This is a genomic window from Christiangramia sp. OXR-203 (genome assembly GCF_034372165.1).
Taxonomy (GTDB): Bacteria; Bacteroidota; Bacteroidia; order Flavobacteriales; family Flavobacteriaceae; genus Christiangramia.
In genome coordinates this window covers 648,199-670,181 of record NZ_CP139698.1, presented here as the reverse complement: position 1 = coordinate 670,181, position 21,983 = coordinate 648,199, and the positions used below count along the sequence as shown (strand labels likewise).

20 protein-coding genes are annotated in these 21,983 nt (G+C 39.8%); 7 read left to right on the top strand and 13 right to left on the bottom strand.

The window, feature by feature from the left end:
• Positions 1-36: 36 nt before the first annotated feature.
• From T8I65_RS03095 to T8I65_RS03070, 6 genes are all read left to right on the top strand, one after another.
• Complete coding sequence (locus T8I65_RS03095; protein WP_322301991.1) at positions 37-1,299, top strand: D-alanyl-D-alanine carboxypeptidase; 1,263 nt, start codon at positions 37-39, stop codon at positions 1,297-1,299.
• A gap of 49 nt (positions 1,300-1,348) precedes the next feature.
• Complete coding sequence (locus T8I65_RS03090; protein WP_322301990.1) at positions 1,349-2,401, top strand: LD-carboxypeptidase; 1,053 nt, start codon at positions 1,349-1,351, stop codon at positions 2,399-2,401.
• Positions 2,398-3,921, top strand: a complete 1,524-nt coding sequence (locus tag T8I65_RS03085) for a helicase HerA-like domain-containing protein (RefSeq protein ID WP_322301989.1) — start codon at positions 2,398-2,400, stop codon at positions 3,919-3,921. Before T8I65_RS03090 ends, T8I65_RS03085 begins: the two co-directional genes overlap by 4 nt.
• Positions 3,922-3,936: 15 nt before the next feature.
• Positions 3,937-4,494: a hypothetical protein gene (locus tag T8I65_RS03080; RefSeq protein WP_322301988.1), complete on the top strand. Its 558-nt coding sequence runs from the start codon at positions 3,937-3,939 to the stop codon at positions 4,492-4,494.
• Position 4,495: 1 nt separating this feature from the next.
• A complete protein-coding gene (locus tag T8I65_RS03075; RefSeq protein ID WP_322301987.1) occupies positions 4,496-5,092 on the top strand; it encodes an inorganic diphosphatase in 597 nt (198 codons plus the stop codon).
• Between the two features lie 73 nt (positions 5,093-5,165).
• Entirely contained in the window at positions 5,166-5,363 is a 198-nt protein-coding gene (locus T8I65_RS03070) for a hypothetical protein (RefSeq protein ID WP_322301986.1), read from the top strand.
• Between the two features lie 71 nt (positions 5,364-5,434).
• Here the strand turns inward: T8I65_RS03070 and ftsZ are convergent, their stop codons facing one another.
• From ftsZ to mraZ, 13 genes are read right to left on the bottom strand one after another with little or no spacing between them, the layout of a single operon-like run.
• Positions 5,435-7,426, bottom strand: coding sequence for a cell division protein FtsZ (ftsZ, locus tag T8I65_RS03065; RefSeq protein WP_322301985.1), 1,992 nt, complete (start codon positions 7,424-7,426; stop codon positions 5,435-5,437).
• Between the two features lie 33 nt (positions 7,427-7,459).
• Positions 7,460-8,818, bottom strand: coding sequence for a cell division protein FtsA (gene ftsA, locus T8I65_RS03060; RefSeq protein WP_322301984.1), 1,359 nt, complete (start codon positions 8,816-8,818; stop codon positions 7,460-7,462).
• 3 nt (positions 8,819-8,821) lie between these two features.
• Complete coding sequence (locus tag T8I65_RS03055) at positions 8,822-9,538, bottom strand: cell division protein FtsQ/DivIB (RefSeq protein ID WP_322301983.1); 717 nt, start codon at positions 9,536-9,538, stop codon at positions 8,822-8,824.
• Positions 9,528-10,886 (bottom strand): UDP-N-acetylmuramate--L-alanine ligase, encoded by a 1,359-nt coding sequence (murC, locus tag T8I65_RS03050; RefSeq protein WP_322301982.1) that lies wholly within the window; start codon positions 10,884-10,886, stop codon positions 9,528-9,530. Before murC ends, T8I65_RS03055 begins: the two co-directional genes overlap by 11 nt.
• Positions 10,886-11,983 (bottom strand): undecaprenyldiphospho-muramoylpentapeptide beta-N-acetylglucosaminyltransferase, encoded by a 1,098-nt coding sequence (gene murG / locus T8I65_RS03045; protein ID WP_322301981.1) that lies wholly within the window; start codon positions 11,981-11,983, stop codon positions 10,886-10,888. Before murG ends, murC begins: the two co-directional genes overlap by 1 nt.
• Positions 11,980-13,188 carry an FtsW/RodA/SpoVE family cell cycle protein gene (locus T8I65_RS03040; RefSeq protein WP_322301980.1) on the bottom strand — a complete coding sequence of 403 codons (1,209 nt, stop codon included), beginning with the start codon at positions 13,186-13,188 and terminating at the stop codon, positions 11,980-11,982. Before T8I65_RS03040 ends, murG begins: the two co-directional genes overlap by 4 nt.
• A 29-nt stretch (positions 13,189-13,217) precedes the next feature.
• Entirely contained in the window at positions 13,218-14,552 is a 1,335-nt protein-coding gene (gene murD / locus T8I65_RS03035) for a UDP-N-acetylmuramoyl-L-alanine--D-glutamate ligase (protein ID WP_322301979.1), read from the bottom strand.
• Position 14,553: 1 nt separating this feature from the next.
• Positions 14,554-15,786 carry a phospho-N-acetylmuramoyl-pentapeptide-transferase gene (gene mraY / locus T8I65_RS03030; protein ID WP_322301978.1) on the bottom strand — a complete coding sequence of 411 codons (1,233 nt, stop codon included), beginning with the start codon at positions 15,784-15,786 and terminating at the stop codon, positions 14,554-14,556.
• A complete protein-coding gene (locus T8I65_RS03025; protein ID WP_322301977.1) occupies positions 15,786-17,252 on the bottom strand; it encodes a UDP-N-acetylmuramoyl-L-alanyl-D-glutamate--2,6-diaminopimelate ligase in 1,467 nt (488 codons plus the stop codon). Before T8I65_RS03025 ends, mraY begins: the two co-directional genes overlap by 1 nt.
• Positions 17,252-19,243 carry a penicillin-binding protein gene (locus T8I65_RS03020; RefSeq protein WP_322301976.1) on the bottom strand — a complete coding sequence of 664 codons (1,992 nt, stop codon included), beginning with the start codon at positions 19,241-19,243 and terminating at the stop codon, positions 17,252-17,254. Before T8I65_RS03020 ends, T8I65_RS03025 begins: the two co-directional genes overlap by 1 nt.
• A gap of 7 nt (positions 19,244-19,250) precedes the next feature.
• Positions 19,251-19,568, bottom strand: coding sequence for an FtsL-like putative cell division protein (locus T8I65_RS03015; RefSeq protein ID WP_141876881.1), 318 nt, complete (start codon positions 19,566-19,568; stop codon positions 19,251-19,253).
• Positions 19,569-19,573: 5 nt separating this feature from the next.
• Positions 19,574-20,470 carry a 16S rRNA (cytosine(1402)-N(4))-methyltransferase RsmH gene (rsmH, locus tag T8I65_RS03010; RefSeq protein ID WP_322301975.1) on the bottom strand — a complete coding sequence of 299 codons (897 nt, stop codon included), beginning with the start codon at positions 20,468-20,470 and terminating at the stop codon, positions 19,574-19,576.
• Positions 20,457-20,927 carry a division/cell wall cluster transcriptional repressor MraZ gene (gene mraZ / locus T8I65_RS03005; RefSeq protein ID WP_322301974.1) on the bottom strand — a complete coding sequence of 157 codons (471 nt, stop codon included), beginning with the start codon at positions 20,925-20,927 and terminating at the stop codon, positions 20,457-20,459. The genes rsmH and mraZ overlap by 14 nt, the downstream gene beginning before the upstream one ends.
• Before the next feature lie 290 nt (positions 20,928-21,217).
• On the opposite strand from mraZ, the gene T8I65_RS03000 reads away from it, so the two are divergent.
• Complete coding sequence (locus T8I65_RS03000) at positions 21,218-21,982, top strand: alpha/beta hydrolase (RefSeq protein WP_322301973.1); 765 nt, start codon at positions 21,218-21,220, stop codon at positions 21,980-21,982.
• Position 21,983 lies beyond the last annotated feature (1 nt).

Here is a 21,983-nt window from a genome sequence, read left to right as displayed (position 1 = left end):
TACGAGAAAGTATATATTTAAATCAAAATTTTTAATATGCGTCTGAAGGTCTTCTTAGCAGTTTTATCCATTCTCGGCCTGAGTTCATGTGCTTCAGGTTTATTGCGGAAAACAACTGAGTTTGAAAAGATTCACCATGGATTTACCGGGATCATACTTTTAGATGCCGAATCAGGGAAGAATATCTATCAGTATAATGCCCACAAATCTTTTACTCCAGCTTCCAATACCAAAATATTGAGCCTCTATTCCGCCATAAAATCTCTCGAGGACAGCATCTTTACATTTAGATACCGGAAAACTGAAGATTCTCTCATTTTTTCAGCTACCGGAGATCCCGGATTACTGGATCCAGAAGTGTCTTCCAATACAACTTTGCAATTTCTACGGAATTCTAAAGATTCTATCTATTATCAAAAAGCCAACTGGAAGCAGGAGGTTTATGGTGCCGGATGGAGCTGGGATGATTTTGAATACGCGTTCTCACCACAAATATCTGCAATGCCGATTTATGGGAATACAGTAAGTTTTACGATGGTGAATAAAGATCTAAAAGTATCTCCGGGAATTTTTACCAATTACGCCCAAACTATTAATTCTGAAACACTGGAAAAGCTTAAGGGCACGAATCAATTCAGGGTTCCAAAGAAACTTCAGAAGAACGATACGCTAAGAATTCCTTTTGAAACTTCAGAAGACTTAAGCATCAGGATCATTGAACAAGAAATTGGGCGAACTATAAAAATCATTCCACCAGGACCAAAAGCCAGTCATATTATAAAATCCACAGCCTCCGATAGTCTTTACAAACAAATGATGCATACCAGCGATAATCTAATTGCGGAACAATTACTTATCATGATTTCAGAAAAAATATCGGATACCATGAGTACAGAGATCGCTATAGACTATGCTAAAAATAATTTTTTCAAAGGACTGCCTGATGAATTTCAATGGGTAGATGGCTCTGGATTATCAAGATATAATATGAACACTCCTGCTAACTTATCGAGCATTTTGAAACGTTTGTTGGATGAAAAAGGTGAGGACTGGGTTTCGACCATTTTTCCTACAGCTGGTAAGCATGGAACTCTTACAAACTTACTAACGGACGAAGAAGCATTTGTATTTGCAAAATCAGGAAGTTTAAAAAATAATTATAGCCTTAGCGGCTATCTGAGAACGAATAGCGACCGACTTCTAATTTTCAGTATAATGAATTCCAATCATATGAATTCTCCTGAAGAAATAAAAGCTGAAGTTTTAAAGCTTCTTATTCACATTAGAAACAACTATTGAATTTTAGAAGTTCCAAATATTCCCTATTTTCGAGACAGTATATATACCTATGAAAAGACGCAATTTCGTTTACGGCCTGGGACTTGCCGGTTTAAGTATTCCACTACAATCACTTTCAGCAACTGCAGAGCAGCAAATTTCAACTAATAAGAAACTTCTACCGAAAAGACTTTCTGAAGGAGATACTATTGGAATAACAAGTCCTGCAGGAGCAATCTTTGACAGTGAACCTTATGAGATCGCCCGGGAAAACCTGGAAGCGATGGGACTAAAAGTAAGATTTGGAGAATTTGCTAAAAGCAGGTATGGTCACCTCGCTGGCACTGATGAAGAACGCGCTTCAGAATTGAATCAAATGTTTGGTGACCCTGCAATTGATGCAATCATTTCACTTCGGGGTGGTTCGGGAGCTGCAAGAATCATAGATAAACTTGATTATGAGCTCATTCGTAAGAATCCGAAGATTTTCATAGGCTACAGTGATATTACAGCATTGCATCTTGCGATCTACGAAAAAACGGGTCTAGTGACTTTTCATGGACCCATGGCAAGCTCTTCATGGAATACATTTAATTACGATATTTTTCGCCAGTTGCTATTCGAAGGAAAAAAGATCGAATATACCAATCCTGAAAACCTGAATTTTCTGGAAGTCCAAACCAACAATAGAATAAGAACTATCAATAATGGTTACGCAAAAGGGGAATTACTAGGTGGAAACCTCTCTGTGCTTACTTCGATCATGGGAACACCTTATTTTCCTACTGACTGGTCGAATAAAATCCTGTATCTCGAAGATATAGGAGAAAAGATTTATGCCGTAGACCGGATGATGTCCCAACTTAAACTTGGAGGTATACTGGATAAGATCTCCGGATTTGTCTTCGGAAAATGTACAGGCTGTGATCCTGGTGGAAGTGGCTATGGTTCACTTACCATGGAGGAAGTTATAGACCATTATATCAAACCTTTAAATATCCCGGCATTCTCAGGTGCAATGATTGGCCATATAGACGATAACAGCACCATCCCTAACGGAATTGAAGCTGAAATAAACAGCAACACCGGTACTATCAAAATATTAAAACCTGCAGTTAAATGAACACATCAGAAAAGTTTGTAGATCACATATCTTCGGAATATAACACTAAAGGTGATTATATCTATCTGGGCGCAGGAATGCTTGACGAACAAGTTTTTGCCGATGCTCCAGTTAAGATTCCGTTGAAAACAATGAACCGGCACGGACTAATTGCAGGTGCTACAGGAACCGGAAAATCAAAAACCCTGCAAATCCTTGCTGAAAACCTATCTCAGAAAGGAGTGCCGGTTTTACTGATGGACGTAAAGGGAGATCTGAGTGGAATCGCGAAAGCTTCAGAAGGTGCCACTTTTATAGATGAACGTCATGAAAAACTTGGATTTCCATTCACTCCAGATGCTGCACCGGTAGAAATGCTAAGTCTCTCAGAACAGGATGGAGTGAGACTTAGAGCTACAGTAAGTGAATTTGGCCCAGTGCTTTTATCCAGAATACTGGATTTAAATGATACCCAATCCGGGATCATGGCGATCATATTCAAATATTGTGATGATAATCAATTGCCACTTCTGGACCTTAAGGATCTTAAAAAGATGCTTCAGTATACCACAGAGGAAGGTAAGGAGGAGATCAGTAAGGAATATGGTAGAATTTCAAGCGCATCTACAGGTGCTATTCTTCGGAAGATCATTGCACTGGAACAACAAGGCGCAGAGCAGTTCTTTGGCGAAAAATCTTTTGAGGTAAACGATCTCCTAAGAAAAACATCAGACGGAAAGGGATACGTGAATATTTTGAGGCTTACCGATATTCAGGACAGGCCAAAGTTATTCTCAACATTCATGCTTTCATTACTTGCTGAAATTTATTCAACCTTTCCAGAGAAAGGCGATATGGATAAACCGGAACTTGTCTTATTTATAGATGAAGCACATCTCATTTTTGATGAAGCTTCAGATGCATTGCTTGATCAAATTGAAAGTATCGTAAAACTGATACGTTCCAAGGGCGTAGGACTTTACTTCGTTACTCAGAATCCAGCCGATGTTCCTGAAGAAGTTCTGGGACAGCTGGGACTTAAAATTCAGCATGCATTAAGGGCTTTCACGGCTAAGGATCGAAAGGCTATTAAACTTGCTGCTGAAAATTACCCGATTTCCGAATTTTACGATACCAAAGATATGCTTACCTCGTTAGGTATTGGAGAGGCCATGGTTTCAGCATTAGATGAAAAAGGAAGACCTTCTCCTCTGGTAGCGACCATGTTGCGCGCACCAATGAGTAGAATGGACATATTAAGTGATTCAGAATTAAGACAAATCAACAAAAATTCTGAACTTGCTCGAAAATATAACGAGAAAATTGACCGCGAAAGTGCTTACGAGATACTGAATAAAAAGATCGAAGAAGCAGATCGTGAAGAGGCTAAACAACAGGCTAAAGAACAACGAGAAAAAGTAACAAAAACCAGTAGCCGTCGTAAAAGTGGACGTTCCCGTGAAGGTGCGATCATCAAAGTGCTAACCAGTGCAACTTTTATACGCGGCGTAATGGGAATATTGAATAAATTTTTAAAATAAAGGAAACCGAAATCTATGTATAAAAAAGCTCTAATCTTTCTAGGCCTTTGCGCCGCGATGGTATCATGCACGAATGATGAAGAAAATCCATTTCTAATAACTCCAACGCAAGTGGGACCCTTGAAAAAGGAGGTTAAGATCAACCAGTTAGATAGTATTTTTCAAAATGACAGTATCGTAAGACAAACGAGCGGTCCTGATGACTTTCGTTCTACAGACGAGATCAAGATTTTCGGTGAGGATGGCGCAGCATTAATGAGTCTGGAACCCTTGCAGGAATTCGACTCTACCAGTACCATTGGAAATATTCGCATACTTGATGCTCGTTACGAAACTAAGAACGGACTTAATGTGAATAGCACCTTCAAGGATATCATGGAGAACTATACGATCTCAAGGATCGAGAATACGATAAATTCTGCCGTAGTATTTCTGGATGAGATCAATGCTTACATTACAATAGACAAGACACAGTTACCGTCCAATCTCCGTTATGATACGGATAGTAAGATCATGGCTTCGCAAATTCCAGATGATGCAAAGATCAAATACTTTATGATCTACTGGAACTAGAATGAGAAAGTGTCTGCTTATTCTTATTTTCATATTGGTTGCATCCTGCAAATCTAGGCAGGACCTGTTGGCTACTAGTTTACTTTCAAAAAATGGGAATTACCAGGCAGTGATCGAAATACCGGCAGGCACTAATGCTAAAGTAGAATACGATAAGGACTTAAGACTTTTTAGTACTTCCCTTCGTAATGGTAAGGAAAGGATCATAGATTTCCTGGCTTACCCTGCGAACTATGGGTTTATACCTTCCACTTATTCAGATCCAGCGAATGGAGGTGATGGCGATGCCTTGGACATCATGATACTTAGTAGCACACTGAAATCTGGGGATATCGTGGAATTCATTCCAATTGGCATCATTAAAATGGTAGATGCGGGCGAAGAAGACTTTAAAATCATTGCCATCCCAGCCAGAATGGAATTAAGAACAATACAGGCTGAAAATTACCAGCAACTATACGAGAATTATCCTGGAGCACTGAATATTCTTGAGAATTGGTTTTCAAATTATGACCTGGAAGACGATACCGTAATTCAAGGTTGGGGTGATGAAACGGATGCAATTAAAGAAATTGAGAGGCTTCGGCTAAAATTGTAAAGTTTGTTAATATTGATTTGTGAATACATTAAATAGATACTTTTAATTCTGATAACCAATATTTTGACATATTATGATTAAAGTTTTAGCAATGATTATGACCATTGGTGGTGCGATCGCACTGGTAATGGGAGTATTAGGAATCTTTGGCAGTATAGCACTTATGTTAAGCCCCTGGGCACTTACCATCCTGGGATTTGTATTCTTTGTAGCAGGAATTTCCATGCTTAAATATCGAAGAGATACAGATGAAGTTCCAGTAAGAAAGTAATTAGTTCGCAAAATATGAACATAAAAAAAAGCTGCCCTTAGGCAGCTTTTTTTGTTTAACCATATTGACTCTTAGTCAACATTGTCGTGTAGGAAAGAGTTGTTCTTTCTAAAATGTAATTCGTTATTATCATCCTGCTCGATACTGGTTCTTGAAAGTTTACTTTCACCATGCTTCGAATTATTCAACTCAATTCCTGCTCTTTTATAAGCTGGCTGCTTTTCAATCTCATCGATCTGAGCTGAACCAGTTCTAAACTTATAATTGAATTCCTTCATCTTCGCTTTACGCTCTGCCGTACGTTGACGCACAACTTCAGAAGAAATTGGATTGTCGAATGGATCATGCTCATCGTTGTCATTCTCTCTTGAAGGAGCCGGAGCTACAGTCTTTTTTTCAAAAGCTACTGTTTCGTCCTTCTCTTCCTCCTTTTCCGGAGCCTTGGAACTTTCAAGTTTCTGCTCGATCTCCATATAATCATCAAGACTATATCGCTTTACTCCCTTGGCAGAATTTTCGGTTACGGGAACGATCTCTACATGTTCGTTCACATGAATATTTCTTGTAGACTCTTCCTCTTCATCATTTAAAGAATGCCGCTTTACCTCTTCTTTCTTTTCTGAAAGCTGCTTCTTCTCTTCCTTCTGATTCATTGGGATATCGAAAGTAAACATAAACTGTTCTTCGCTTTCAGATTTACCTTCTTCAGATTCTTTGAAATTTTCAGTATCCAGTGTTTCTGAAGTATCATTGATGATAAACTCTTCAGGATTCACTTCCTCGTAGACAACATCAAGCTTTCTTGCGAAATCTGGTGTTTTGTAAATATCTTCTACCTTTTTCTGAATTTTACCAACCTCGTCTACTTCCTCTACATTTTCGTCCAGAGTGTGAACGATCTTTTCTTCCTTTTTCGGTGCCTCAAATTCTATCTGAGCATCTTCAATGTCATCATTCCTGTCCTGAGCTACTTCAGAAACTGAACCAGTTCTTTTAGCGATCAATTCCTGCTCAGCTCTTTGCTCGTCTTCCAGGGTATGAATGATCTTTTTAGTTTCAGTATTAGTGATCTCATTTTGCTGTTCTACATCGAACCCAGTAGCGATAATAGTCACGGCGATAGAGTCTTCTAAAGATTCGTCCTCTCCAACACCCATAATGATGTTAGCGCTATGCCCAGCTTCAAGCTGAATATGGTCATTGATCTCTCCAATTTCATCGATAGTGATCTCCTCGTTACCAGATACAATAAGCAGTAAAACATTTTTGGCTCCGGTGATCTTATTATCGTTCAATAATGGCGAATCAAGTGCTTTCATGATCGCATCTGTAGCTCTACTGGCTCCTGAAGCCTGGGCAGAACCCATAATCGCAGTTCCAGAATTACTCAATACAGTCTTCGCATCGCGAAGGTCAATATTCTGAGTATAATGGTGCGTTATAACTTCTGCAATTCCTCTGGATGCAGTTGCCAACACTTCATCAGCTTTCGAGAATCCGGCTTTAAAACCAAGATTTCCATAAACCTCACGAAGTTTGTTATTATTGATCACAATTAGCGAATCTACATGCTTGCGCAATCTTTCAACTCCTAATTGTGCCTGTTCGTTTCTGTTTCTTCCTTCGAACTGAAATGGAATGGTCACGATACCAACCGTTAAAATATCCAGTTCTTTTGCCTGTTTTGCTATTATTGGAGCAGCACCAGTCCCGGTACCACCACCCATACCTGCAGTGATAAAGATCATCTTGGTATTGGTATCCAACATTTGCTTTATTTCCTCAAAGCTTTCTACTGCCGCTTTCTCACCGATCTCAGGATTTGCACCTGCTCCAAGTCCTTCAGTTAAAGTTACCCCTAACTGGATCTTGTTTGGAACCGAACTGTTCTCCAAAGCCTGGGAGTCGGTATTACAAACAACAAAATCAACCCCTTTAATTCCTGCCTGGAACATATGGTTAATGGCGTTGCTTCCTCCACCTCCAACTCCAATCACTTTGATGACGTTCGATTGGTTCTTTGGTAAATCGAATGAGATGTCTCCAAATTCTGTACTGCTCATAAACTCTGTTTTACTGGTTGTATTGTATCTATTTTATTCTGCATTGTCTAAGAAATCCTTGAATTTCTCTGCCCATTTATCAAAGATGCTTTTTCGTGCAACCTTATTGGAAGAGGGCTCTTCCCTGAAAGTATCATGTTCATCATCATCCTGGTCATGATTTTGCTCTTCAACCTCATCTTCTACCATTTGGTTTTTAGAGAGCACAACTTCCTCCTGATACTTGTTATTCCCTTTTTCAAGGCTATTCATTACCAATCCAACTGCCGTAGCATATACCGGACTGGTGGTTTCTGAATCATTATTCCCGGCCAGATGTTCGTTAGGATATCCTATTCTGGTATCCATTCCCGTAATATATTCTACCAGTTGCTTAAGATGCTTCAATTGAGCACCACCTCCGGTAAGAACGATTCCAGCGATCAATTTTTTCTTTTGCTCATCGTGTCCGTAATTCTTAATCTCCAGGTAAACCTGGTCGATGATCTCTACTACTCGTGCATGGATGATCTTGGAGAGATTCTTCAAAGTGATCTCCTTCGGCTCTCTTCCACGTAAACCTGGGATAGAAACGATCTCATTATCCTTATTTTCACCCGGCCATGCAGATCCAAATTTGATCTTTAGTAATTCTGCCTGCTTTTCAATAATTGAACATCCTTCCTTAATATCTTCAGTAATCACATTTCCACCAAAAGGAATTACCGCAGTATGCCTGATGATACCATCTTTAAAAATTGCAAGATCTGTAGTACCACCACCTATATCGATAAGTGCCACACCTGCCTCTTTTTCCTCCTGGCTAAGAACTGCATTTGCTGAAGCTAACGGCTCCAACGTTACTGCTGAAAGTTCAAGTCCGGCGCTTTTCACGCATCGACCAATATTTCTGATCGAAGAAACCTGTCCTACAACGACATGAAAGTTAGCTTCCAGTCTTCCACCGTACATCCCGATAGGTTCTTTGATCTCCGCCTGCCCGTCTACTTTAAATTCCTGCGGAAGCACATGAATGATCTCTTCTCCCGGCAACATAACCAGTTTATGAACCTGGTTGCATAACGTATGAATGTCTTCAGAATCTATAACCTCATCAGGATTTTGCCTGGTAATATAATCACTATGCTGAAGGCTTCGAATATGCTGTCCTGCAATTCCAACTACCACTTCACTGATCTTTAAACCGCTATCGGCTTCTGCTTCCTGTATTGCCTGCTGGATAGACTGGATCGTCTGGGTGATATTATTCACCACTCCGCGATGTACGCCCAGGGACTTTGATTTTCCTATGCCTACGATCTCTACTTTTCCATACTCATTCTTGCGGCCGATCATAGCCACAATCTTGGTAGTTCCAATATCTAATCCTACTGCAATATCGTTCTGTTCCATAAACTATTTTTTCGTGCACACAACCTGATCTCCAAATTGTAGGTTCACTTTTTTGTAGGTATTTAATTTCTTTTCCTTGGTAGCCTTTTTGTAAAAGGCCTTAAAATTGTTAAACTTGAGATCTATCTCCGTAGTATCTCCAAAATAAATTTGAAAATCATCCTCTCTAAGTTCTAAAGCATAGGCTTCAGCGTTTAAACGAGTAATTCCCGTTATATGTTTCCTTAGAAAATCATCATTCTGAATATAACTTACTATTCCGTAAACTTCAGCTACAGTACTTCCATCAAATCCGAACATTAGCGGCACTCTAGCCGAGTAATATTCTGATAATGGCATGATCTCTCCATTTCTATCCAGGTAAAATGAAGAATTTCCAGCTACCCTGCCTATTGGCTTTCTCTGACTTACGGTCGCTTTCAATTTTCCGTCGAGTGTTAGAAATACTTCTGCATTTTCAATCATGTCGTGATCGTTCAGCATAGCTTCCACTCTATTCAAATCTAAAGTTTCTTTATCTATGCTCGAGACACTGTCATTAGATTGTATTAACAATTTATTAACCACTTCCTCAGTCACATAGAGGTTCTCAGTCTCGGTAAAACTAACCTTGATATTGGTTAATTTTCTGTTCTTATGGCGATGTTCTGCAAAACCATAAAGCCCTCCTATTAGCAGGATTAAAATTAAAGGCTGTATAAACTTTAGACTACGCTTCATTCTGTAAGGCTTTTTGAACAGATTCAACTTCATCTCCAATATCGCCAGCGCCCATGATTACTACAACATCTGCATATTCAGACCTTATAGAATCAATAAGATCATGTTTGCTAACAAGTCTCTTGTAATCATTTTCTATTTGTTCCAGTAACCAGGCTGAAGTGATGCCATCGATTGGGGTTTCTCGCGCGGGATAAATATCCATGAGAAAGACCTTATCAAATTCTGAAAGGCTGGAGGCAAAATCTTCAGCGAAGTCACGGGTACGGCTAAACAAGTGGGGTTGAAAAACCGCAAGAACAATTTTGTCGGGGTACATTGCACGAACCGCCTGATGTACTGCAGAAATCTCTGTAGGATGATGAGCATAGTCATCAATTAGCACCAGTTTATCGGTTTTAATCTTATAATTGAATCTACGTCTTACACCTTTGAAAGAATATAAAGCCCTGGCCAGATCGATGGTTGGGGATCCGTATTCGATCGCCATCGCCAGGGCTGTTATAGCATTCAGCAAATTGTGATTGCCGGGTAGATTAAATCTTAAATTTTCTATAGTTTGAGAAGGAGTCTTTAGATCAAAGACATAAGTGCCGTTCTCAATTTTTACGTTCTTAGCTGAATAATCACTCGCATCATTTATGCCAAGTGTCATTCCGCTTAGAGATAATTTATTATTAACGAATAAAGTGCCGTTTTCAGGTATTTTTGCAGCAAACTCCTTAAACGATTTTTCCAGTTCTTCTTTACTTCCGTAGATATCGAGATGATCTGCATCCATAGAGGTGATCGCCGCAATGTTGGGCGAAAGCCGAAGAAATGAACGATCAAACTCATCTGCTTCTACTACTACAACCTCATCGCCCAGCATGATCAGGTTTGACTGAATATCTTCACTAATGCCACCCAGGAATGCAGTTACTTTCGCGCCAGTTTCTTTAAGCAAATGACCTAAAATAGCGGTTGTGGTAGTCTTTCCATGAGTACCAGCAACGGCCAGGCAGTATTTATTAGAGGTAACCATTCCCAGCAATTCAGATCTTTTCACGACCTGGAATCCTTCCTGCTGAAAATAACCAAACTGTTTATGATCTTTTGGAACTGCAGGAGTATACACCACGAGACTATTTTCCACATCCTCTAAAATATTCTGTGGAATAGTCTCAACCTCATCTGCATAACTAATAACAATCCCTTCCTTCTCCAGTTCTGCTGTAAGTTTCGAAGGTGTACGATCATAACCACAAACCGTTGCACCCTTCGCCTGGAAATATCTGGCGAGCGCACTCATCCCAATTCCACCGATACCGATGAAATAAAAATGTTCTATGTGGTCAGGATTCTTCATTAGTTTCTTTCTACAAGCTTTTCTACTTCGTTTACTATATCTGATGTTGCGTTAGGCAGCGCAAGTTGTTTTATATTTCTTGAAAATCTTTCCAGTCTTCTTTCATCTTTTAAAAAGCTAAAAAAGCATGGATCAAATTTTTCTGTAAGTTCATCTTCAGTAATCATCAATGCCGCGTCATGATCTGTTACCGCCATGGCGTTTTTTGCCTGATGATTTTCAGCAACATTAGGGGACGGAATAAATAATACCGGTTTTCCCACAATGCATAATTCTGAAACGCTTCCAGCTCCAGCTCTGGAGATGATCACATCTGCAGCTGCATAAGCCAGGTCCATACGATTGATATATTCTTTTGCCACCACCTTGTCTGAAGCATACTTTTTATAATCTGAATAATATAGTTTCCCAATTTGCCAGATCAATTGCACATTTTCCTGTTCGAATCTTTTTAAATAGGTTTCAATAAGTTTATTGATCCTTCTGGCTCCCAGGCTCCCTCCTAGAATAAGCACCGTCTTCTTTCCAGGCTTCAGTTTAAAGTATTCCTGAGCTTCCTGCCTTAGCGTATTCACCTTAAGCAAATCCTGTCTAACCGGATTACCGGTGATGACAGTTTTTTCCGCAGGGAAATAATCTTTTACTTTTTCATAGGCAGCACAGATAACACTTGCATTTTTGGCCAGTATTTTATTGGTGATACCTGGAAGACTATTCTGTTCCTGTACCAGCGTTGGGATATTCCTGGAGATCGCTATACGCAGTAATGGTCCGCTGGCAAATCCACCAGTACCAATGACTACATCTGGCTTAAATCTCTTTACGATTTTTCGTGATTTTGAGATACTGCTAATTAACTTAAAAGGAAAAGATAAGTTTCTTAGACTTAGGGAACGATCGATCCCAGTGATCCACAGACCTTCGATTTTATAACCAGCCTGAGGCACCTTCTCCATTTCCATACGATCCTTCGCACCTACGAACAATATCTCAGCTTCTGGATGACGACTTTTGATCTCATCTGCAATAGCGATCGCAGGATAGATATGTCCACCTGTTCCGCCACCTGATAATATAACTCGCATGTTCTTCTTCATATCGCTTCGCTCAAAATATCCAGAGGATTCTCTTCCTCGCCATTCAGGCTCTCATTTTCAAATTCTTTAATTTCTTCTCTTCTAGCACTTACACTCAGTATAATTCCAAGTGCGATGCAAGTCATCCAGATGGACGTTCCCCCACTACTAACCAGCGGCAAGGTTTGTCCCGTTACTGGAAATAATTCCACCGCAACACCCATATTGATAAGCGCCTGGAAAACTATAGGTAATCCTACACCCATCACCACCAGTTTACCAAATATGCTACTCGCTTTGGTAGCAACGATCACAATCCTGAATAACAGAAGCAAGTAGGCTAGCATCACTCCAAAAGCCCCTATCAGCCCCATTTCCTCCACGATGATCGCGTAAATAAAATCTGAAGAAGATTGGGGTAAAAAATTTCTTTGTACACTTTTACCAATTCCAGTTCCTGTTATACCACCCTGAGCGATCGCAATTTTAGCTTTCTCTACCTGATATTGCTCATCTGCTTCCTCTCCATCGAAAAAGGTTTCAATTCGGCTGGACCAGGTATCCACCCTGTTGGGTAATAAACCTGGAAATGCTTTAGCTGTAAGCACGAAAATACCCAGCATTACAATACCGACACCAACAATGGCTGATAGGTATTTGATAGGATAACCTCCTAAAAACATCAGTATCAGCGTCATGACAAAAATGATCGCCGTTGTGGAGAAATTGGCCGGCAAAATTAGCACTAATACAGCGAAAACAGGGGCCCATAGCGGAATTATTGTCTCCTTAAATGTTACTTTTTTCTCGGTAATCTTAGAGAGATATCTGGCAACATAAACCATCAAAACGACCGAAGCCAGAGTTGAAGACTGGAAGGATACATTTAATACCGGGATACGTATCCATCTACTGGCATAAGCACCATCAATGGTAGTTCCCTGGGCAATTGTGAAAATCAGTAAAATAATTACAATAGGGAGCAGTAAAATACTTATTCCCCGAAAGTAATGATAAGGTATTTTATGTACCGCGAATAACAGGCAAAAACCAAGTAGCAAGTGAAAAAAGTGCATGATAAGAAATCCAGTAGTACTACCATCTCCATGGAGATAGGCCAGATTACTACTGGCACTGTACACCGGCAAAAAGGAAAAGATCGCCAGCAAAGCTGCTACCGCCCAGATCACTTTATCACCTTTTAAATTTGCAAATATGTTGCTCATTATACGCTATTCAATAATTTTATTAGTTCTTATAGATTACGCACGGCATTCTTAAACTGTCTACCTCTATCCTCATAATTTTCGAATAGATCGAAACTCGCACATGCCGGAGACAACAACACATTATCACCTTTATCTGCTAATCTGTAAGCCATTTTAACTGCCTCATCCATAGATCCGGTTTCTACCAGGTTTTCCACGATGTTTCCAAAAGCTCTTTTGATTTTCTCATTGTCAACTCCTAAGCAAATGATCGCCTTCACTTTTTCGTTCACTAAAGGAAGTAGATCATCATAAACATTGCCTTTATCCACACCGCCAAGGATCCATACAGTTTCAGATTCCATACTTTCCAATGCATAATAAGTGGCATTTACATTGGTCGCTTTGGAATCGTTGATATACATCACATTGTTGATCTTTAGCACCTTTTCAAGACGATGTTCCACACCCTGAAAATTAGCCATGCTGTCTCTAATGGTTTGCTTTCTAATTCTAAGCAACTGAGAAACGGTGGCCGCAGCCATTGCATTCTTGGTGTTGTGCTTGCCCTGTAGGGATATATCTGATGTTGACATAGTAAACTCGGTATTATTTATTTTTATAACAATGTTTGTATCTTCTAAGAAAGCGCCGTTTTCAAGTTTCTTTTCCATTGAAAATGGCAACTTTTGTGCTTTCACAGGATTTTTCTCAAGCCATTCTGTGATCACTGGATCATCTGCATCGTAGATGAAATAATCTTCGGCTGTTTGATTCTTTGTTATTCTGAATTTTGATTCTATATAATTTTCAAATTTGTAATCATAGCGATCTAAATGATCTGGCGTAATGTTGGTTAAAATGGCAATATGCGGTTTGAAATCCTCGATTCCATCCAGCTGAAAACTGGATAATTCAAGAACGAACCAATCATGCTCGTCTTCAGCAACCATTTTCGCATAGCTGTTTCCAATATTTCCACCCATTCCTGAATTTACCTCGCCACTCTTCAGTAAATGTTGAATCAGGTTGGTCACTGTTGTTTTACCGTTGCTTCCTGTAATCCCGATCACGGGAGTTTCAGAAAACCAGGAAGCGAATTCAATTTCTGATATAACAGGAATATCATTCTTCCGAAGTTTTACAACAAGTGCAGCAGTTTCTGGAATACCAGGGCTTTTCATCACCACGTTTGCATTCAGAATCTTTTCTTCTGTATGTTTCTCATCTTCCCAATCTATTTCCAGTTTTGTAAGAACATCACGGTACTTATCCTTGATCCTTCCTTTATCTGAAAGAAAAACCTCGTAGCCCTTCTCTTTCCCGAGAATTGCCGTACCAACTCCACTTTCTCCACCTCCTAATATGACCAGTCTTTCCATCCTAGCGTACTTTTAAGGTGACGATGGTAAGTATCGCCAGGAAAATTCCGATAATCCAGAATCTTACTACGATCTTACTTTCATGTCTACCTTTTTTCTGATAATGATGATGAAGAGGTGACATCAAAAAAATCCTTCTTCCTTCACCAAATTTTCTCTTAGTCCATTTGAACCAGCCTACCTGTAGTACTACTGAAAGATTTTCCACCAGGAAAATTCCACAGAGTAATGGTATCAGCAATTCCTTTCTTGTGGCGATCGCAAGTACTGCGATAATTCCACCAATGGTCAAACTTCCAGTATCTCCCATAAAAACCTGGGCTGGATAGGTGTTATACCAAAGAAAACCGACTAAAGCACCGGCAAAAGCCGTTATAAAAATGGTCATCTCACCAGATCGTGGGATGTACATTATATTCAAGTAATCTGAAAATATGATGTTACCCGAAACCCAGGCAAAGATCCCTAGTGTTAGCACTATAATAGCCGATGATCCAGCGGCAAGTCCATCGATACCATCGGTTAGATTCGCTCCATTAGAAACTGCAGTTACTATAAAGATCACGATAGGAATAAATATCAGCCACGCATAGTTTACAAGGTCTGCATCTATCCAGCTTATTAAACTGGAGTATTCAAATTCGTTGTCCTTAACAAACGGAATAGTTGTACTGGTATCCTTTACTTCCGGCCCCATATCCACAACCTCAGCTCTGGCAATCACATTTTCAGTAGGATTGGTTTCGGTCATTACTTCCTTTGTAGTTATCTGTGGATGAAAATACATGGTACATCCTACGATAAGACCAAGTCCAATCTGGCCTATCACTTTAAAAATGCCCTTTAATCCTTCTTTATCTTTCTTAAATGTCTTGATATAATCATCCAGGAAACCAATCGCACCCATCCAAAGTGTGGTAATGATCAACAGAATGACATAAATATTTTCCAGCTTGGCGAACAATAAAACAGGGATTAGCGTCGCAACTATAATGATCACACCCCCCATGGTTGGTGTACCTGCCTTTTCCGTCTGACCTTTTAACCCAAGATCTCTAACGCTTTCACCTATTTGTTTAGCTCTCAGGTAATTGATAATATGTTTACCATAGATCGTAGAAATTCCCAGCGATAATATGATCGCCATTGCAGACCTGAATGACAGGAACTCAAATAACTGTGCTCCTGGCAGCTGATATCTATCTTCTAAAAATTTAAACAGGTAATACAGCATTATTTATCCAGAGTTTTTAGAAATTCCTTTACAATTTTGAGGTCATCAAAATCAAATCGTTCTCCGTTTACCTCCTGGTAGGTCTCATGACCTTTCCCGGCAATTAATATAATATCGTTGTTTGTAGCCATTTGGCAGGCAGTTCTAATTGCCTGTTTTCGGTTGGTTACACTCATTATCTTTTTGAAGTTCTGTGGCTCTACTCCTGCTTCCACATCCTCGATGATCTTATCCGGATCTTCGGTTCTTGGATTATCGCTGGTAAAGATCACTTTGGTACTTAAAGCAGACGCAATATGTCCCATTTTTGGTCTCTTCGTATTGTCTCTATCACCACCACAGCCTACCACCGTGATCAAATTCTCATTTTTTGTACGAATACTGTTGATGGTCTCCAATACATTCTTCAATGCATCGGGGGTATGTGCGTAGTCAACAATTGCTGTTACCTTTTCTTTTTCTGAAATTATATACTGAAACCTTCCACTAACAGAACTCAATTCGCTTATAATTCGAAGTGTTTCCAGAGTTTTTAAGCCTAATAATTCCGCAGTAGCATAAATCGCAAGTACATTGTAAGCGTTGAAAGTACCTATCAGTCTGGACCATAATTCCTGATCTCTTACCTTCAGAAGCAACCCTGTAAAGTTATTTTCAAGGATCTGAGCCTGGTAATCTGCATAGGATTTTAAAGCGTAACTGTATTTCTTCGCTTTTGTATTCTGAAGCATTATATCACCATTCTTATCATCGATATTGGTAAGTGCAAAAGCTGAAGCTGGCAATTCATCAAAAAACCTCTTTTTCACATCACGGTATTCTGCAAAGTTTTTGTGATAGTCAAGATGATCGTGCGAGAGATTCGTGAAAATTCCGCCTTTAAATTTAAGAGCAGTCGTACGATGCTGATCAATTCCATGTGAACTCACTTCCATAAAGCAAAATTCTACACCGGCATCGTTCATATCGCTTAGGTGAGAATTGATACTTATGGAATCTGGAGTCGTTCGAATGGCAGTACGTTCTTCATCTCCAACCATGATCTTCACGGTAGAAAGTAATCCGCATTTAAATCCAGCCTTGGTAAACAGGTCATATAGCAAAGTCGCAATGGTTGTTTTCCCATTGGTACCCGTAACTCCAACTAATTTTAAATTTTCGGAAGGATTCTCGTAATAATTAGCTGAAATATACGCCAGCGCTCTCTTGGAGTCTGCTACTTCAATATAAGTAACGCCATTTACTTTTTCCTTCGGAAGCTCCTCACATACAATAGCAAGTGCACCCTGATTTTCAGCATTTTTGATAAAGTCATGACCATCACTTAAGCTTCCTCGAATCGCGATGAAAACATCATTTAGAGAAACTTTTCTGGAATCAAAATGAATATCACGAATGGTCACCCCGGTATCTCCGGAAACCGACTTAATATTCACCTTATAGAGTATGTCTTTTAAAACCTGCATTAACTCAATTCAAGATTTACGATGGCGTTATTATCTATTTTTTTTCCTGCTGAAACAGACTGTCTTTTCACTACACCCTTTCCATTTAATCGAACCTGTATTCCAAGATTCTCCAGGATGGAGATCGCATCCATTGCCGGCATTCCGGTAACATCTGGCATCAGCATTTTTTCATCCTGTATGCTTGCGTAGTAAGTGTCAAAGTCGGCTTGAATATCCTCGTCTTCAAAATCAAGATTTTCGAGCTCATCCATCACTGGTGTATCGGTATAAATCTTCCTGGCGATATCTTTAAAAACCGGTGCCGCTACGATATTTCCGTAATATCCTTTTCTTCTGTTTGGCTTATGAATCACTACGATACATGAGTATTTAGGATCTTCCGCAGGAAAATATCCGGCGAAAGAAGCTATATATCTACCAGGCTCTATCCAGTATTCAGTCTGACATGTTCCTGTCTTACCAGCCATCGAAAAGTTTTCAGTATAGATATTGGCAGCTGTGCCGCGCTCAACCGTATTCTTCATCATCTCACGAACCTTGGCAGCAGTTTCTGGAGAACAGATAGATGGGTTCATCACCTGCTTATCCATAGTTATAATAGACTTGTCTCGATCTTTCACCGCCTTAATAAATCGCGGCTTTATCATTTCACCATCATTTGCGATCGCGTTGTAAAAAGTTAGCGTTTGCAAAGGCGTAATTGCCACCCCATAACCAAATGCCATCCAGGGCAAGCTTAAGCCATTCCATGATTTGTCCTGAGGGTGAGGAATTCGGGGAGAGCCCTCACCTTTAATTTCAAGACCAATCTTATCATTGAGACCCATGTCGTATAATCTGTCCACAAATTTCGACGGATCATTTTTATAGCCTTCAGTGATCATTTTGGTAAATGCGGTGTTCGAAGACAATTCAAATGCCTTCGCAACCGAAATTTCACCATAACCACCATGATGTGAATCACGTACAGGGCGACCGTAAAACCGCACCACACCTTTTTCTGTATCAATAACCTGGCTGGTATCCACTACCTCATCCTCGAGTGCAGCCACCATCGCCATTAATTTAAAAGTAGATCCAGGTTCGTGGGCCTCGTAAACTGCGTAATTTCTTTTTTCGAAATAAGTACCGTCGTCTGTACGTCCCAGATTTGACATTGCTTTGATCTCACCAGTTGCGGTTTCCATAACCACTACAGTTCCATGATCTGCTTCAAAATATTCTAATTGTCGTAATAGTGAATGATGCGCGATATCCTGAATATTTACATCGATGGTAGAAATAACATCATAACCATCTTTTGGCTCCATTTCGTTATTATCACTAATAGGTTTCCATTGTCCTTTGGCGATCTTCTGCTTTAAACGACGACCATCTGTTCCTCGCAGGTAGTTACTAAATGCGCCTTCCAGACCAACGCGAGTAAAATATCCATTCTCATCTCTACGCTCATAGCCTACGGTTCGTTCCCCCATTTTACCAAGTGGATGCTCTCTAACCGTGGTTTGTTCCGTGATCATTCCACCTTTGAAAGCACCGAGATTGAACATGGGGAAACTCTTGATCTTCATGTATTCTGAATATCCAAGATTCTTAGCGATCAATACGTAGCGCTGCTTGTTTGCGCGCGCTGTTCTTAATTTCTGGGAATAATAAGAAGCAGAACGTCCTAGCATTTTGGAAAGTTTAGCGGACAACTCTCCTATGTTCTCTTCAAAATTTTTGTCTGAAACAGTTACAGCATCAAATCGAATGTCATATTTGGGAACTGAAGTAGCCAGTAGATTTCCATTAGAATCATAAAGATTCCCACGATTCGCAGGAATTTTGAAATTTCTTAGAGTGCGCTCTTCCGCAAGACTTTTGTAATGTTCACCATGAACAAACTGAATATTTAGCAATTTCACCCCTACCGCAATTGCGAAGAGGAACAGGCAGCCGGCCACGAAATACATACGATTCAGGATGCTTTTTTCTGTTGTTGCCATTTAAGGTTTATTCTTTTATGATGACTCTAATTTTGTTCGGTGGCGTATCAGACGGCCCAATACCTTTACCCGACATAGATTCGGTGATAGTGGATTCCATTTTGATCTTCATTAGATCTGATCTTCGTTCAATATGCTCACTTCTCAACTCCTTGACTTCTGTGCTCAATCTTGCGATCTGGTGCACCTTCTTTTCTGCATTGTGAGAACTGGCGATCATGATAATTGCCAGAACGGTACAGTAAACGATGAACCGCCAGTTTTTTACAGCATCTTCGCTAATAAGAAAATTAGCCTTAAGTATATTGTAAAACCCTTTCTTCATAATTCTTAAAGCTTACGCGCCACTCTTAATTTAGCACTTCTCGCCCTGTTATTTTGTTTTATTTCATCTCTCGATGGAATGATGAGTCCGCTGGTTTTTCTGAACGGAACATCTATATTGCCATACATGTCTTTCTCTGGTTCTCCCTCAAACAGTCCACTCCTTATATATCGCTTCACCAACCTGTCTTCAAGAGAGTGGTAAGAGATCAAACTCAACCTTCCGTCTTTCCGGATCACTTCTTCAGTTTGCTGAAGAAATTCTTTGAGCACTTCAATTTCCTGATTCACTTCTATACGAATTGCCTGATAGATCTGTGCCAGTATCTTATTTTCCTTTCCGCGGAATAAATGCGGCTTCAATAGATCCTTTAGCTGCTCACTGGTTTCTATAGCTCCGTTCTTTCTTTCTTCCACGATGGTACGGGCAAGTTTGGGTGCGTTTTTCAAATCTGCATACGCATAGAATAACTTCTTTAGTTGCTCCTCTTCGTATTCATTAATGACTTCGTATGCACTTAACTTATCTCCCTGGTTCATTCTCATATCCAGCCTGGCATCGAATCTGGTTGAAAACCCTCTTTCAGCTTCATTGAACTGATGCGAGGAAACACCAAAATCACCTAGAATTCCATCAACTTCCTTAACACCATAGAATCTTAGAAATCTCTTCAGAAATCTGAAATTTTCATTAATAAGTGTAAAACGCTCATCATCTATCTTATTCTCCAACGCGTCCTTGTCCTGGTCGAAGGCATATAATTTCCCCGAAGGTCCAAGCCTGCTTAGAATCTCCCTGGAATGACCACCACCTCCAAAAGTTACATCTACATACACTCCATCTGGCTGGATATTCAAGCCATCAACAGATTCCTTCAAAAGAACAGGATTATGATAGTCCATCAAGATCGTCGTTACCCATCACATCTTCAGCAAGACTTGCAAAGTCATCATCTGAAGAACCTTCAATGGCGTTTTCATATTTATCTTTATCCCATATCTCTACGATGTTAATCGCAGACGAGAGGACGATCTCCTTCTCAATACCGGCGAAACCCATTAGGTCCTTCGGAATTAAGAGACGACCATTCGAGTCCACTTCCACTGTCTTAACACCGGCAGTAAACCTTCTTATAAAATCATTGTTTTGCTTTTTAAACCTGTTCAGTTTATTGATCTTCGCCATCATTATATTCCATTGTTCCATAGGATACAATTCCAGACAAGGCTGAAAAACTGACCTTTTAATCACGAAACCTTCCTGCAACATTGGAGACAATTGCTTTTTCAATGCTGAAGGAACCATTAACCGGCCCTTAGCATCTACTTTACATTCGTATGTCCCAATGAGATTTACCACGCTTTGACTTTATAAAGTCAAATATATTGAAAATAATACCACATTTTACCACTTTCTACCACAATGTTGATAAGTTTTACCACCGTATGTGATTGAAAACCTACGAAATAGCTCTATTTCCTTATTATTCAGACTCTTGAAAATTCGTGGGAAAAAGTGGAGCAATAAGTTTAAATTTTCGCTGAAATCTTATATTCCCACTTACCAGAAATGAGTTTGCAGTTAATCAAAAATGATTATACTTGTATCGAAATCGCTATATTTGCGATTGCTAACCGCAAAGGCTATCAATGAAAGATCACTTAAGGCAGGAGGGGAAATTCACATATCTAGAAAAAGGCGAAGGCACCCCGATTGTTATTCTTCACGGACTTATGGGAGGCCTAAGTAATTTTGACGGAGTTGTAAGTTACTTTCCGGAAAATGGCTATAAGGTGTTAATCCCGGAATTACCACTTTATTCAATGTCTCTTCTCAAGACCAGTGTAGGTACGTTCGCCAAATATCTAAAGGAATTTCTGGACCATAAAGGCTACCAAAAAGTGATTCTGCTTGGTAATTCCCTTGGAGGTCATATCGCATTGCTGGCTACTAAAATGTTTCCTGAAAGTGTAGAAGCCCTGGTTATCACTGGTAGTTCTGGATTATATGAAAACGCCATGGGCGAGAGTTATCCAAGACGTGGTGATTACGAATTTATCAAGAAAAAAGCTGAAGCCGTTTTTTACGATCCTCAGGTTGCAACTAAGGAAATCGTGGACGAAGTATATGAAACAGTAAGTGATCGAAATAAACTTGTAAAGACACTGGCTATTGCCAAGAGCGCAATTCGACACAATATGGCGAAAGATCTTCCAAAGATGAAAACGCCTACCTGTATTATCTGGGGGAAAAATGACACTGTCACTCCTCCTGAAGTTGCTGAGGATTTCCAGAGATTATTACCAGATTCAGATCTGTACTGGATCGATCAATGCGGCCATGCAGCTATGATGGAGCATCCCCAGGAATTCAATGAAGTGCTTCACGCATGGCTTAAAGAAAGAGCTATCTAAA

Excerpts from the sequence above, each read along its gene's own strand:
- T8I65_RS03040 (WP_322301980.1), bottom strand. The coding sequence starts at position 13,188 with ATGAGCAACATATTTGCAAATTTAAAAGGTGATAAAGTGATCTGGGCG.
- mraY (WP_322301978.1), bottom strand. The coding sequence starts at position 15,786 with ATGCTGTATTACCTGTTTAAATTTTTAGAAGATAGATATCAGCTGCCA.
- T8I65_RS03090 (WP_322301990.1), top strand. The coding sequence starts at position 1,349 with ATGAAAAGACGCAATTTCGTTTACGGCCTGGGACTTGCCGGTTTAAGT.
- T8I65_RS03095 (WP_322301991.1), top strand. The coding sequence starts at position 37 with ATGCGTCTGAAGGTCTTCTTAGCAGTTTTATCCATTCTCGGCCTGAGT.
- T8I65_RS03000 (WP_322301973.1), top strand. The coding sequence starts at position 21,218 with ATGAAAGATCACTTAAGGCAGGAGGGGAAATTCACATATCTAGAAAAA.
- T8I65_RS03070 (WP_322301986.1), top strand. The coding sequence starts at position 5,166 with ATGATTAAAGTTTTAGCAATGATTATGACCATTGGTGGTGCGATCGCA.
- rsmH (WP_322301975.1), bottom strand. The coding sequence starts at position 20,470 with ATGGACTATCATAATCCTGTTCTTTTGAAGGAATCTGTTGATGGCTTG.
- ftsA (WP_322301984.1), bottom strand. The coding sequence starts at position 8,818 with ATGGAACAGAACGATATTGCAGTAGGATTAGATATTGGAACTACCAAG.
- ftsZ (WP_322301985.1), bottom strand. The coding sequence starts at position 7,426 with ATGAGCAGTACAGAATTTGGAGACATCTCATTCGATTTACCAAAGAAC.
- murG (WP_322301981.1), bottom strand. The coding sequence starts at position 11,983 with ATGAAGAAGAACATGCGAGTTATATTATCAGGTGGCGGAACAGGTGGA.
- T8I65_RS03055 (WP_322301983.1), bottom strand. The coding sequence starts at position 9,538 with ATGAAGCGTAGTCTAAAGTTTATACAGCCTTTAATTTTAATCCTGCTA.
- T8I65_RS03020 (WP_322301976.1), bottom strand. The coding sequence starts at position 19,243 with ATGGCAACAACAGAAAAAAGCATCCTGAATCGTATGTATTTCGTGGCC.
- T8I65_RS03080 (WP_322301988.1), top strand. The coding sequence starts at position 3,937 with ATGTATAAAAAAGCTCTAATCTTTCTAGGCCTTTGCGCCGCGATGGTA.
- T8I65_RS03075 (WP_322301987.1), top strand. The coding sequence starts at position 4,496 with ATGAGAAAGTGTCTGCTTATTCTTATTTTCATATTGGTTGCATCCTGC.
- T8I65_RS03085 (WP_322301989.1), top strand. The coding sequence starts at position 2,398 with ATGAACACATCAGAAAAGTTTGTAGATCACATATCTTCGGAATATAAC.
- T8I65_RS03025 (WP_322301977.1), bottom strand. The coding sequence starts at position 17,252 with ATGCAGGTTTTAAAAGACATACTCTATAAGGTGAATATTAAGTCGGTT.
- T8I65_RS03015 (WP_141876881.1), bottom strand. The coding sequence starts at position 19,568 with ATGAAGAAAGGGTTTTACAATATACTTAAGGCTAATTTTCTTATTAGC.
- murD (WP_322301979.1), bottom strand. The coding sequence starts at position 14,552 with ATGGAAAGACTGGTCATATTAGGAGGTGGAGAAAGTGGAGTTGGTACG.
- murC (WP_322301982.1), bottom strand. The coding sequence starts at position 10,886 with ATGAAGAATCCTGACCACATAGAACATTTTTATTTCATCGGTATCGGT.